The sequence below is a fragment of the Maritalea sp. YIW29 genome, from assembly GCF_057219265.1.
Window position 1 is genome coordinate 606,127 of record NZ_JBXVVF010000001.1, and the last position, 13,094, is coordinate 619,220.

Below are 13,094 nucleotides of genomic sequence, written 5' to 3' on the forward strand. Positions count from 1 at the left end.
TCATCTCCTGATGGCGTCGACCATTAAAATTCACGCAACGTCTGAACGGTTTTCAACTTCGTAACGCCTAAACGAAATTACCGGGCATTGGTGTTTCTTTGTTCTCATCCTATATAAAATGATGATATTGCAATTAACAAGTGCTTCCCAATTTTGTGATGGCAAAGCGCCTAGCCAATTGGTCAATAGGAATTCGCAATGAGCATTAATCAGATTTATAGCGACAGAATTTTGGAGCTGGCCGGCAATTTGCCGCAAACCACGCCGCTTGCCGAGCCGGATGCCACAGCGCGGCGCGTTTCGCGCATTTGTGGATCTGCTATTGATGTGCAGTTGAAAATTGAAAATGGCACGGTGACTGATTATGCGTATCAGGTGAATGCATGCGCACTTGGTCAAACCTCATCCTCAGTTGTTGCCCAGCATATTGTTGGCTCCACACTTGATGAGTTGCGCACCGTTCGAACACAGATGGTGGCGATGCTGAAGGCAGATGGCCCTGCGCCAACCGGCAAGTGGGAAGACTTGAAGTATCTAGAGCCGGTTAAAGACTATAAGCCGCGTCATACTTCGACATTGTTGGTGTTTGAGGCGGTGGTGGACGCGATTGATCAATATGAACTAGAGCAAAAAGAGCGCGCGGTTTGATGTTACAAATAATTGGCCGCATCATCGACTTTCCATTTAGGTGGGGAGCGATCGGGCTTATTCTGATCTATCGATATAGTCTTTCGGCGTTTACGGGCCGCACGTGCAGACATGCACCAACCTGTTCCGAGTTCACTTTGGACGCCATAAAAAAGCACGGTTTTTGGCCAGGTGGTTGGATGGGCGCGGCACGGATTTACCGATGTCGGCCCGGCGGCAGTGACGGATATGATCCAATTCCAGAAAAATTGCCTTCAAATGGCCGTTGGTACGCGCCTTGGCGATTTGGGCGCTGGAAATAATTGCAAAACATGTTAAAGCAACTTTTCTGACCGATCACACAGCAATAATGCTGGCGTGGCGATAATGATTTGAAATGGAGAAAGATCATGGTCAATGTGTCGTTTCCTGATGGTGCTGTTCGAGAATATCCGGCAGGTACCACCGGCACCACCATCGTAAATTCCATTTCAAAATCGCTGGCGAAAAAAACTGTCGCGATGAAAGTGGATGGCGAAATTGTTGATTTAGCTCAGCCGTTTGATCGCGATGGAGCGATTGAATTTGTCATGCGTGACAGCGACGACGCGCTGGAACTGATCCGGCACGATTGCGCGCACGTGCTCGCGGAAGCTGTGCAAGAATTATGGCCTGATACGCAAGTTACAATTGGCCCATCAATTGAAAATGGGTTCTACTATGATTTTGCCCGCGATCAGCATTTCACCGAGCAAGATTTTGTCGCTATCGAAAAAAAAATGCGTCAGATTATTGAGCGTGGAGCTGAGTTTACCAAGGAAGTTTGGGACCGCGATGAAGCAAAGCGTGTATTCAAGTCTAAGGGCGAAGAATATAAAGTTGAGCTGATCGACGCGATTGCTGCTGATGAAGATGTAAAAATCTATAAGCAGGGCCAGTGGATGGATGTTTGTCGTGGGCCACATATGCGCACAACAAAAGATATCGGCACTGCGTTTAAGCTGACCAAAGTGGCTGGTGCCTATTGGCGCGGCGATAGCAACAATAAGATGCTGTCGCGTATTTATGGCACTGCTTGGGCGAACCAGAAGCAGCTTGATGAATATCTTCATATGATTGAAGAGGCTGAAAAGCGCGACCACCGCAAGCTTGGCAAAGAGTTAGACCTGTTCCACCTTCAAGAAGAAGCGCAGGGTTCTGTTTTTTGGCATCCAAAAGGCTTCACCATCTACAATCAGATGGAGCAGTATATTCGCCGCAAAGTGGGCAATGCTGGTTATGGTGAGATCAAAACGCCTCAACTCATGGACAGCAAAATGTGGGAGCAGTCGGGTCACTGGAGTAAGTTCCGTGAGGACATGTTCGTTGTGCCGGATTTAGAATTCTCATCTGATTCTGATCATTTGGAAGTTGAACAAGACGCCAAACTTCTTGCGCTGAAACCAATGAACTGCCCAGCGCACGTCCAAGTGTTTAATCAGGGCATCAAGTCCTATCGCGATCTGCCGCTTCGTTACGCAGAGTTCGGGTGTTGTCATCGGAACGAAGCGCACGGTGCTTTGCATGGTTTGATGCGTGTGCGCCAAATGACCCAAGATGATGGACACATTTTCTGCCGTGAAAATCAGGTCACCTCTGAGACAGAAGCGTTCTGTGCTTTGCTCGACTCGATTTATGAGGATATGGGCTTTACTGAAGTCAAAATCTTGTTGGCCACTCGCCCCGAAATGCGTGCGGGCACTGATGAGGTCTGGGATCGTGCTGAAAAAGGGCTCGGCGATGCTTTGCGGGCAACTGGCCGTGAGTTTGAGATCGCTGAAGGCGAGGGTGCATTTTATGGGCCTAAGCTGGAATTCCACTTGAAGGATGCCATCGGCCGTTCTTGGCAGTGCGGTACGCTTCAGTTGGATTTCGTGCTTCCAGAGCGTTTGGGCGCGTCCTATATCGACGAAAACAGTGAACGCCAGCGTCCAGTAATGCTGCACCGCGCTGTTTTGGGTACGTTGGAACGCTTTATTGGTATTTTGATTGAAAGCCATGCTGGACGCATGCCGATGTGGTTGTCTCCCGTTCAAGCCGTTGTGGCCACAATCATCTCTGATGTTGATCCTGCGGCGCTGCAGGTGGTTGAGAAGCTGAAGGCGGCGGGTATTCGGGTTGAAACTGATTTCCGCAACGAGAAGATCAACTACAAAGTGCGTGAGCATTCGACAAAAAAAGTACCTGCGATTCTTGTCCTCGGCGAGCGCGAGGCAAACGAAGGTACAGTTTCCGTTCGCCGCTTGGGGGAACAAGGCCAAAAGGTCATGCCCGTCGAGGACGTGATTGCTATGTTGGTCAAAGAGGCAACGCCTCCCGATCTACGATAGCAATTTTGTAGAACGTCGATAACTTATAGAGCGGCGCTTATTTTGTTGGCTTTTGCCTTCGAGTAAGCGCCGCTTACTGTTTCAAGCACTTTTCCATTACGGTCGATTACGACCGCATGGATTGTGCCTGTACCGCTAATCCCCAATTGGCGGTTAAATCTGCCCACATTGGTGAAAAGCGTAATTGTTTTTCCGCGGGTGGCCTTGTTGGTAATGCCAGAGCGCATACCGTTGTTGATAAAGCCACTCATCAGGCTGTAGCCTGAAGAGATCACTGGAACCTCATAGAATTTGACGCCAGATTTTTTTGCGGCCTTTTGCAAGAAGGGTAGCCACGTATTCACCGCATCTTGCTGTTTTTGCGAATAAGCAACCATGATGATTGACCGCCTCGCGCCGAAATCTGCGGGCAAATTCATTTTGACATCATTGAGGTTTTTCGCGCTGACAGAAGGAAATTGTCCGGCCAATGCTGGAGCGGACAGTGAAAGTAAGCCGAATAGTAGCGCAGCGAAAAGCGTGAGTTTTTTCATTCTATGATCTCCCAATTAGGGGGAGTACGTGACCCAACGAAGATTGGATCAGTTTGAAATCACCAGCATTTCGATTTCGCGGGGAAGGCCGGCGACAATTTCAAACTCTCGGTTAAATACGCGCGAACCTAATTTGGCGATCAAAATATACTCGCCTTGCTCCAGCACAGTTTGAGGAAATGCGTTTTTTTCCTGGTAAACTGTCTTGCCGTCCAGTTGTTTGATTGTCCATTCCGCATCGGCAATGGCTTCGCCGCCCGGTTCAGACACCAACTTAAAGGTAGCAAGGGCCGCTTTGTGGTAAAGTGTTGCGGACGTCAGTTGGCCGGGCTCAACCCGCAAGTCAGCTTTGGCGGTGGCATTCACGTCACCAAAATGGGAAACAACGCTATAGGTGCCAGAGTTGAGGTGAAGGACTTTGCCGGGTGCAACCGACTGCGCGAGAATGCGTTGTCCGCCATCAGGGCTGTCAGCATAAATTGTGAAGCGCAACCATCGGCGTGGAATTGTAATATCGCCGGTCACCGCGGCGTTTAGCTGCAAACCACCTGCATTTAAGATCAACTCAATTTGGTTTGGACCTTCAACCACAGTGATCGTGTCGGATGCCTGGGCGCGACCAAAGGCGGCGTGTGCAATATATGATCCGGGCGCAAGGCTGAAACTGGCGTTTGCGTCGCTCGAACGGGTTAATAGTTCGAGCTCACCAACTTCGTTTGGTGTTGTGGAATAAATTCTCCACTCAAGTCCATTTGGAATGAAGGCCCCGTCTTCTGCGACGCGAGCGCTCAAATTGACCGGCTGCGGGATGCCGGCGGGTTGGTTTGCATTTTGAGTGCCCGTTGGTGCGGGCGCTGGTGCTGCATTAGAATCGGGCGGCGTGTTCGCATTCTGATTCGTGTTTGGCGTCGAACTATTTGAATTGCCAAGGGTTTCTGGCCTTGGCGGTGGCACAGGCGCGCTTTCTTGCGCGTAGCTGGGTGCAACGAAAAGAAGTGCCGATAGGCCGATTGCTCGCCAATATTTGTTGTTCATGTGCGCCGCGCTTGCAATTAAAACTTGAAAGTGAGCCTGTTGTTCAACTCACAATCATATTTCAACCCTGTTTGGATTTAGTTTGCGGCTAACCTATGACATAAACAATTGAATTTTTCAAAATTGTAAGAGGTTTGAAGCGGTAAATGAGTGAAAATCGTCAGCTTGTTGAGTATTTGAAGACACGTCGGTCCATCACAGCGCCGTTTTTGTCAGAACCTGGGCCGAGCGAAAGCCAATTGGTGGAATTGTTTGAAATTGCGCTGCGTGTGCCGGATCACGGTAAAATAGTGCCTTGGCGGCTCGTCGTGATCGCTGGCGAACAACGTGCCAAAGCAGGCGAAAAATTGGCGGAACTGTTGTTTAGCCGCAATCCGGACACGCCAGAGGAACTTTTGGAGGCAGAGCGCAAGCGATTCTTACCTGCACCTTTGACCGTTGGCGTCGTTGCGGCAGCGAAATTGCATGCCAAGGTGCCTAAAATCGAACAAGAACTGTCGGCTGCATGTGTATGTTTCAATCTTTTGCATGGCGCCAACGCGCTCGGGTTTGTTGGGCATTGGGTGACAAGATGGTTTGCTTTTGATCAAGATGCAGCAAAAATTCTGGGCGCTCAGGACGACGAGTATTTTGCCGGTTTTGTGCATATTGGGACGCCAACCGTTAAACCGCAGGAACGTCCGCGCCCGGCAATTGCAGATGTTGTGGAATATTGGCGTGGTTAACAATTGTTTAACGAGCTTCATGCTTTGTTAAGATTAGCCTATCTCATGTGAGTTGAAATCAAATGTCTGGTGTAAAGCCGGTTCAAGTTCCCGCCCATCTAACCCAAGCTTTATCCAAGGCCGGGGACAAGAATGGTGTGGATTTCGACTATTTGCTGCAAACCGCCATCAGGGAGAGCTCGCTAAACCCAGAGGCGAAAGCCAAGACGTCTAGCGCTGTTGGGCTTTTTCAGTTCATCGAAGGCACGTGGCTGGAAGTGATCAAGGAAGAGGGCGTAAAGCTTGGCTACGGCTCAATTGCCGATAAGATTGAACGCACCGTTGATGGTTATGTGGTGCGGGATGCCAAGGTGAAGGCTGGCATTCTTTCATTACGTGAAAATCCAGATATGTCGGCTGATCTGGCAGCAGCCTTTACAAGGCGTAATGGACAATATTTGCAGGAAAAATTTGGGCGGATGCCGTCGCCGGGTGAGTTGTATATAGCCCACTTTATGGGTGCGCGTGGGGCAGAAAGGTTCTTCGACCTTGGGTTGAGCCAGCCAAATGCGGTCGCAGCGGAGCGATTTCCGTCCCAAGCTAAAGCGAACAAATCGATCTTTTATGAGGGCACTCGACCCCGGACGATTAAAGAAGTCTACCAAGTTCTTGTCGCAAAACACCGCGACCTCGGCAATTCTCAACCCGCACAAAGTTCCGCAGCGTTTGCAGCCCAGCAAATGGCTGTTTCGCCAACCGGACCGTTTTCAGTTGGCAACGCGACTAAGCCGCCAACGCCATTTGAATCTCTTTATCGCTCTACGTCATCCGATGCATTGCCAAGCCGCTTTGGCCCCACAGCTATCAATGAGCAGGACAAGGTGATTGAAGAAGATGTTGCGGCCCGGGCACAATCATTTTTCTCCCGATTTTACAACAACTAAGCACATCCAATTTATGGTGAACGCTTCATTAAACCTTCGCGCGTAAGCTCCAATACATAGTTTTCTTAGTGTTGTGTAGAGGCGCTCGCTGACGTGCTTGGATTTCATGAGTATCATTCATTGTCCCAATCCCCCCATAGTGAGGAACGTGGACAAGCCGCAAGAATTGCGGCACGTGCATATCTAGAGCACGATGGCCCTGCAGACGAGCAGGCGGCGCTTTATGCTGCGGTTTTAAGTTTCCTTGATGATAGTTCGGTGAAAGTGCGTGCTGCACTGGCTTACGAATTGTTGCGTTCACCCAATTCGCCACGGCCACTTATGTTCGCACTTGCGCAAGATGAGCCCATTATTGCGGCGGCAGTTGTACAGTTCTCGCCCGTTTTGTTGGATGGCGACCTGATCGCATTGATCAGCAAAGATGCGTTGCGCGTCGCGGAGGCGATTTTGGCCCGGGCAAATGTTGGGGTCAAACTTTGTCAGGCGCTTGTCGCCCAACATTCTCATCAGATTGATGAACTTTTATTGGCGCGTCTTGATTTGCAATTACCTGCTGATTTGGTCATCGAGTTAGCAGATCGCTGGTGCGACAATGCGTCAATGCGCGGCCTTTTGCTGGCACGGGATGATTTGCCAATTGCCGGTCGGTTTCTGCTGACTGAGCGAATTGCCGATGCACTGATGGGCGCGCGCATTGTTAAGGGCAGTATTCAACGCCGCCGTTTAAATCGTTTAATGCGCGATCAATTGGATAAGGCGACAACCGGGCTAGTACGTGGTGCGCCGAGCGTGGAGCAATTTGACTATGTTTACGCACTCTACCAATCAGAGCGACTGACGCCGCGGCTTTTGATCAATGCGATTGTAAATGGACGCACGCAATTTTTCGTTACTGCGCTCTCCGTTCTTGCTGAACTGCCGATGCAAAAAGCTGACGGCATTCTGCATTCAGGGACACGACGTGCGCTGCACGCGCTTTACACACGTTGCGGATTTGAACCGTCTTTGCGTAACCTCATGTCGAGATTGACTATTCTTGCTCGCGAAGCCGATCTTGAGGTTGATGTTGCTGGGCGCCATTTTGTCGTCTCACAGTTGATTGCTGCACTAATCGACGATCACGATGGCAGTATCCCTGAAAGCCTTGAAACAGTATTTGCTTATCTAAACGAGCAAAATGTTGCACTGGCCCGTGAAGCTGCACGTGGCGTTATGGCAAGCTTCTGTGCGGAAACAGGCAGTGATGCTTCAATCAACATCACTCATCTAAGAGATGAGCCGAGAGTAGAGCAACTTGCGTTGCCAGCAGCATAGATTAATAGTCGAATTGCTCGTTTAGGATACGTTCGTCCAAGCTGTGGCCAGGATCAAACAGCAACGTCACGGAATGGGTTCGTGCTTCGCAAACATGCACTTCCACCACATCAATGATTTCTTTGCTGTCCGCCACTGCGTTTACTGGGCGTTTTTCGATCTCGCGAATACGAAACGTCACTTCTGCGCGGTTAGACAGAATGGCGCCGCGCCAACGCCTTGGCCTAAAGGGCGAAATGGGCGTAAGGGCGAGCAGGGGGGCTTCAATTGGCAAAATTGGTCCATGGGCCGAAAGATTGTATGCGGTGGACCCAGCAGGTGTTGCAACAAGCACACCGTCGCATATCAGTTCGTCTAGTCGGGGTTTGCCATCGACAAGCACTTCAATTTTAGCTGCTTGATAAGACGTCCGCAAAAGCGAAACTTCATTTAGGGCTAGGGCCTTGTGTGTTTCGCCCTGTTTGGTTGTGGCCATCATTTGCAACGGATGGATCTTGGTCGGTTCAGCCTGTTCTAATCGATGTGCAAGGTCATCAATATCAAAATCATTCATCAAAAAGCCGACAGACCCGAAGTTCATGCCATAGACCGGCACGTCACGGTCCATCACAGTGTGTAATGTCTCCAGCATCAGCCCGTCGCCGCCAAGGGCAACGATAACCTCAGCCGCATCAGCCGGGCAATCGCCATATTTCGCGATCAATTCAGCCTTGGCCTGTTCTGACTCTTTTGTGCCAGAAGAAACAAAGGAGATTTTGCTCGTCGAAATTGCTGCCACTTATTTGCTCCGGACGTGAATTTTGCGGACATGAGTTGCACCGTGCCACAATCCTAAGGGATTGGGAAAGCCCCAAATTTTTGCAAACGGTCCCCTTAGAATTGGCTGGTAAAAAAAATTTGGCTTTTGCCAAAATCATGCTTGCGTCGGGTGCTGTGACGATGTATCAAGCGCGCGTTGCCGGTTTAGCTCAGTTGGTAGAGCATCTGATTTGTAATCAGAGGGTCGGGAGTTCAAGTCTCTCAACCGGCACCACTTTTTCCCAAAATTACTTAGCTTATTTGAACAATCAAGTCATTGTGCCTTGCTCCGTGGCCTATCTCTTTCTGCGCCAATTCTCCCACCATCGACGTATTCTAATTATCCATTGGCCAACTGGGGCTTGAAGAAATGGAATGTCGATCGCTAACAACAAGAGACCCAGTGGCAGCATCCAGATGCCCAAGAATGGCAAAATGCTTAGAATGCCACCAAGGACAAGCAGAAATCCGAGGGGTATGCGAATAAGACGGGCATAGGGGTGACGCAGGAACTGAAGTGCGCGCCGAAAGGCTGATGGCACCTTGCTCTCTATACGATCAAACTGGCGTTCGAAGCGCCTTTTATCCCTTTTGGACAGACTTTCCCCCTAACTCATACCACTGTCGATCAAAGATGGTGTCCTCGAATTCGGTTTCAAGTTGAAACGTGTCGAAATTTGATTCGGCAAACCGGAAACACTTTGACGGCTGGGCAAAACATGCTGGCAATGCGGGACTGGGCACCATCATTTGCGTAATACTCCGCTTGTGAGTGTTAAGTGCTCATTAGGCCTAATTGCAAATATCAAACTTTTTTTGCAGGCGTTTGGTTGCGGTTAAGATGCACGGCATACCCTACATATATTGGGGAATTGGCTGGTGAATTTGATTGTAAGCATTACAATCACATTCGTGGGAGACCAGCCCAGCGGACGACTTTAGGTAATATGCAAAGAGTAAAGCGACTATTTTCAAATTTATCTTCGCGCTTTAGAACGCTACGGCTTGAAAGCGAATTGCGCCGAATGCGCGCTGATAATGCGTTGATGGAAATGATTGTGAACAATGCCAAAGACGCTTTGTTTATCCAAAATGTTAGAGGCGTAATTGAGTGGTGCAATCCGTCCTATTCCAGGCTTACTGGCTATTGTGAGAAAGAGATTTTGGGTCGCAACCCGCAATCATTCATTTTACCCCCTGAACATCGGCCAACAGATCAAGAAATTGCCGATTTTCGTTATGATCTTTCGACAGGTGCGCTAGCAGACTTTGAATGTGTCCTGAACATGCGCAAAAATGGCGAATTGTTTTGGAACCAGCTTAGCTTTGCGGCATGCATGCAGGGCGACGATGGAGAAGCGAAAATCATTGTGATCGCTCGGGATATTACCGAGCAAGTTGAGCACGAAAAGGAACTCAAACGATCTGAGGCCTTGAATCGCGAGTTGGCTGAAAGTGATACGTTGACCGGACTGCCCAACCGGATGAAACTATCTTCATTTCTTGATGAGCAAATCTCGCTGACTCAACAGTCCAACAAGAGTGTGGGGCTGTTGCACATTGACTTGGATAATTTCAAAGCCATCAATGACACGTTGGGGCATGATGCTGGTGATGCAGTGCTCAAACACACAGCGAGCATATTGACGAATAATGTGTGTGAACTTGGCATGTCCGGCCGATTTGGGGGCGATGAATTTCTGATTATTTGTCCGCAAGCAGATAGTTTTGAGCCGCTTGAAGAGATGGCCAATCGCATTCTTGCTGAAATTCATAAGCCGTTCGAGCATGATGAACATCTCATATCGGTGGGGTGTAGTATTGGCATCGCGATTTCAAACGAAAGCTGCTGTTCTGCGAGTGAGTTAATCAAACATGCTGATGTAGCGCTTTATGACGTTAAGCGGGGCGGTCGAAATGGTTTGTCATGCTTTAATCAGGAAATCGGCAAGCTCTATGAGCGCAGAATGAAGCTGTCCTCGCAGCTTGCTCAAGGCATTGAAAATGGTGAGCTGATCGTAGATGTTCAGCCCCAATATAGCCTCGTTGCAAATGAGGTGCATGGGTTTGAAGCGCTTATTCGCTGGCACCATCCTGAGTTTGGAAAACTTGCGCCCGGTGAGTTTTTGCCAGTTGCCGAACAGAATGGCTTGATGTCTGAAATCGATAAGGTTGCTATGTGGGGCGCGCTGGATGCTCTGAAAGACATGCGTGATCTTGGGTATCAGAATATGCGGATGTCGATCAATGTTTCTGCGGCCACGTTGAACAGGCCAAACTTCATTAAACGGCTCATTCAAGAAGTTGCTCGAAGAGGATTGAGCAACAAGCAGGTGACGATTGAAGTTCTAGAATCAAACCTTCTAGAAGGAACAACTGGCTATAACATCGAAACCATCCAAGCTCTGGTTCAGGCTGGGTTTAAGGTGGAACTGGATGACTTTGGCATGGGATATGCTGGGCTGGCCCATCTGGCGCGTATTGCGACGAATGGCGTTAAGATTGATCGGGTCATGATCCGCGATATGATGCATGACAAATCAACGCTGACCATTGTTCGTGCGGTGATCAATTTGTGTGCCGAGTTGGGTCTAAGTGTTGTTGCTGAAGGCATTGAAGATAAAGAACAAGCGCAATTGCTATTGGCCGCAGGTTGTGACGTCATCCAAGGTTACGGCGTTGGTCGACCAATGCCAGTTTGTGACGCAATCAATTGGCTTAAAGAAGTGGATATTCCGCCGATTGTTGCTGATATTTTGCCTATGCCAGATCGATTTGAATCTATCCGCAAAATCCTCGCGTCATAGCGGTCCAATCCGTCCTGCAATTTTACCTCAATTTTTCCAAACGAGCTCGGCTGCAAGATCCAAAAACGCGTCCTCTTCGCCCGGATTGCCGTTCATCAGAACAACATACACGGCTTGTTCTTCTTCGTAGTAGCGCACATCAGCCTCGTAGCCGCCATATGAGCCTGCGTGGCCATACCATTCGCCCCACTCATCGCTATCGATGCCAATGCCTAGCCCATAGCTTTTGTCATGGGCCGATCCGGTGAGCATTTGGTCGAGAATGTTGGAGCCTAAAATTGATTTTTCACCCAAGAGCGCGTGCATGAATTTTGCAACATCCTGCGAGGTTGAGACGGCCGGACCGTCACCAAGAATGCTCGCCCATGCTTGTTCACTGGCATCATCTCCATCTTCATCAAACCCGCGCGCCAATCCGATCTCGTTCGGGTTGGCTCCAACGCTTGTTTGTGTCATGCCAGCTTTGTCAAATACTCGTTTTTGTAAGGCGTTTTCCAGCGATCTATCGACGACGTCTAGGATGTGCCCCAGCAGAACATAGTTGGTGTTTGTATATTCAAATGACGATCCTGGGGAAAAGGCTGGCTCCGCGTCAAATGCCAAGGCCAGCGCTTCAGCCGCTGTCCATCTCTTGGTCGGATCATTGTCGCTTGCATCGCCAAATTCATCGCCAAGATATTCTGCAAGTCCAGATGTATGGTTGAGCAATTGCCGCAACGTCACTTTGTTTGCGTTTTCCAGTCGCTCTATCCCTGCGATGGACTTGATGTGAGGCCAAACGAGGGCGTCGAGTTGTAGTTTGCCTTCTTCGACCATAGAAAGAATGGCGGCCGCGGTCATCATTTTGCCGGTCGAAGCGATATAGAAACGAGTATTCGCCTTCGTTTCGATTTCACCTGCTTCGTCAATGGTGCCTTGAGCTATCGCGATGTTTTTGCCGTCCATTTCGACGAGAAAGCTCGCCCCATCAATATCATTATGTTCCAGATAGTGGGTGAGTTCGTCAGTCAGCGAATTGGATTGCGCCAGCGCACACCCGGCAAATGCCCACAAGATACTGGCCAAAACTAATCGCAAAGCCATTGCGCAAACCTTCTTTCAAATGTGTCACCAAACGCGTGACGGTATATCTAAAGCCTTCCTAAGGATTGGACGTTAAGCCAGTCTCAGCGGTTCATTGTCAGCATTGACACTTATTGTACCGTCCTCAGCAAATTGTAGCGAAATGCTTTTGGCCTTTTTGTTGTCGTCCAACAGGTAGGCATATTTTTCAATAATTTGCTCGATTTGTTGTTTGGTTTCGGCCGCGTCTAGCTCGGCATGAAGCGGCTCAAGAGCCTGCAATTCAGCAAAATGGCTGCTGAGGGCGTTCAGGTCGCGTAATTCTCGGTCTAAGCCCGGATTATCCTTCAAGGCTTGTTGGAGCTCTTCGGCATAGGCATAATCTGAGGGCAGGTTCATACTGCCCTCGCGATCATACGTGATTATTCCCGGGGATTCTGGAATATCGTTATCGGCCAGCATTTGTTTGAAATTTTGCGAGGCATGCTCTGAAAGTATCGTGATGTTTTCTGCATTCGGCATCAAAAACGGAATGTCAGATAGTTTGACTTCGCCTGTGGGCTTGGGCGGATCGTTTGCATAGATCTTATCAAAGTCCATGGCTACTCTGCCCTTACTAGTTTCCAGCATAGGGACATCACTCGATGACGGTGACGATGATGAGGTTTCTTGCGCTTTCAACAATAAATGCAGCATGCTGGATGACAATTTGGGCTCGGCAGAAATTACCGCCCGTGGGGCAGAATTTGCTGCTGGACCGGCCTGTTTGTCACCATCCGCTTTTGCTGGCGGCATGTAAGTTTGCTGAGTGGAAGCCGCGAACACGCTTGTTCTACGCAGTTCGTGGGCGTTTGCTGGGGAAATTTGCATAAATATACCATCGACAAAGAAAATCTATGTC

The 13,094-nt window shown here is 49.3% G+C and carries 12 protein-coding genes and 1 tRNA gene; 8 read left to right on the top strand and 5 right to left on the bottom strand.

Features of this window, described 5'->3' with window-relative positions; all coding sequences use genetic code 11:
• Positions 1-198: 198 nt before the first annotated feature.
• The 3 genes from AC2D8L_RS03055 to thrS all read left to right on the top strand — a co-directional run bounded on the left by AC2D8L_RS03055 (position 199) and on the right by thrS (position 2,996).
• Entirely contained in the window at positions 199-648 is a 450-nt protein-coding gene (locus AC2D8L_RS03055) for an iron-sulfur cluster assembly scaffold protein (protein ID WP_484683984.1), read from the top strand.
• Positions 648-950: a membrane protein insertion efficiency factor YidD gene (gene yidD, locus AC2D8L_RS03060; protein ID WP_484683985.1), complete on the top strand. Its 303-nt coding sequence runs from the start codon at positions 648-650 to the stop codon at positions 948-950. Before AC2D8L_RS03055 ends, yidD begins: the two co-directional genes overlap by 1 nt.
• An 87-nt stretch (positions 951-1,037) precedes the next feature.
• On the top strand, positions 1,038-2,996 hold the full coding sequence (gene thrS, locus AC2D8L_RS03065) for a threonine--tRNA ligase (protein ID WP_484683986.1): 1,959 nt from the start codon (positions 1,038-1,040) through the stop codon (positions 2,994-2,996).
• Between the two features lie 23 nt (positions 2,997-3,019).
• Here the strand turns inward: thrS and AC2D8L_RS03070 are convergent, their stop codons facing one another.
• Both AC2D8L_RS03070 and AC2D8L_RS03075 read right to left on the bottom strand, forming a co-directional pair.
• Positions 3,020-3,529, bottom strand: coding sequence for a hypothetical protein (locus AC2D8L_RS03070; RefSeq protein ID WP_484683987.1), 510 nt, complete (start codon positions 3,527-3,529; stop codon positions 3,020-3,022).
• Positions 3,530-3,577: 48 nt separating this feature from the next.
• Entirely contained in the window at positions 3,578-4,564 is a 987-nt protein-coding gene (locus AC2D8L_RS03075) for a hypothetical protein (protein WP_484683988.1), read from the bottom strand.
• A 146-nt stretch (positions 4,565-4,710) separates the two neighbouring features.
• Here AC2D8L_RS03075 and AC2D8L_RS03080 point away from each other — a divergent pair, with 146 nt between their 5' ends.
• The 3 genes from AC2D8L_RS03080 (at position 4,711) to AC2D8L_RS03090 (ending at position 7,526) form a co-directional block, all read left to right on the top strand.
• Entirely contained in the window at positions 4,711-5,289 is a 579-nt protein-coding gene (locus AC2D8L_RS03080; protein ID WP_484683989.1) for a nitroreductase family protein, read from the top strand.
• A gap of 62 nt (positions 5,290-5,351) precedes the next feature.
• Positions 5,352-6,212, top strand: a complete 861-nt coding sequence (locus AC2D8L_RS03085; RefSeq protein ID WP_484683990.1) for a transglycosylase SLT domain-containing protein — start codon at positions 5,352-5,354, stop codon at positions 6,210-6,212.
• Positions 6,213-6,332: 120 nt separating this feature from the next.
• Complete coding sequence (locus tag AC2D8L_RS03090; protein WP_484683991.1) at positions 6,333-7,526, top strand: DUF2336 domain-containing protein; 1,194 nt, start codon at positions 6,333-6,335, stop codon at positions 7,524-7,526.
• A 1-nt stretch (position 7,527) separates the two neighbouring features.
• On the opposite strand, the gene AC2D8L_RS03095 is transcribed toward AC2D8L_RS03090, so the two are convergent.
• Entirely contained in the window at positions 7,528-8,304 is a 777-nt protein-coding gene (locus AC2D8L_RS03095) for an NAD kinase (protein ID WP_484683992.1), read from the bottom strand.
• A gap of 179 nt (positions 8,305-8,483) precedes the next feature.
• Between AC2D8L_RS03095 and AC2D8L_RS03100 the strand changes: the two genes are divergently transcribed.
• A tRNA-Thr gene (locus tag AC2D8L_RS03100) sits at positions 8,484-8,559 on the top strand.
• 712 nt (positions 8,560-9,271) lie between these two features.
• Positions 9,272-11,131: a putative bifunctional diguanylate cyclase/phosphodiesterase gene (locus AC2D8L_RS03105; protein WP_484683993.1), complete on the top strand. Its 1,860-nt coding sequence runs from the start codon at positions 9,272-9,274 to the stop codon at positions 11,129-11,131.
• 27 nt (positions 11,132-11,158) lie between these two features.
• Here AC2D8L_RS03105 and AC2D8L_RS03110 read toward each other — a convergent pair whose 3' ends face one another.
• Together AC2D8L_RS03110 and AC2D8L_RS03115 are read right to left on the bottom strand one after the other, a co-directional pair.
• Positions 11,159-12,214 carry a serine hydrolase domain-containing protein gene (locus AC2D8L_RS03110; protein ID WP_484683994.1) on the bottom strand — a complete coding sequence of 352 codons (1,056 nt, stop codon included), beginning with the start codon at positions 12,212-12,214 and terminating at the stop codon, positions 11,159-11,161.
• A gap of 72 nt (positions 12,215-12,286) precedes the next feature.
• Positions 12,287-13,063, bottom strand: a complete 777-nt coding sequence (locus AC2D8L_RS03115; RefSeq protein ID WP_484683995.1) for a hypothetical protein — start codon at positions 13,061-13,063, stop codon at positions 12,287-12,289.
• Positions 13,064-13,094 lie beyond the last annotated feature (31 nt).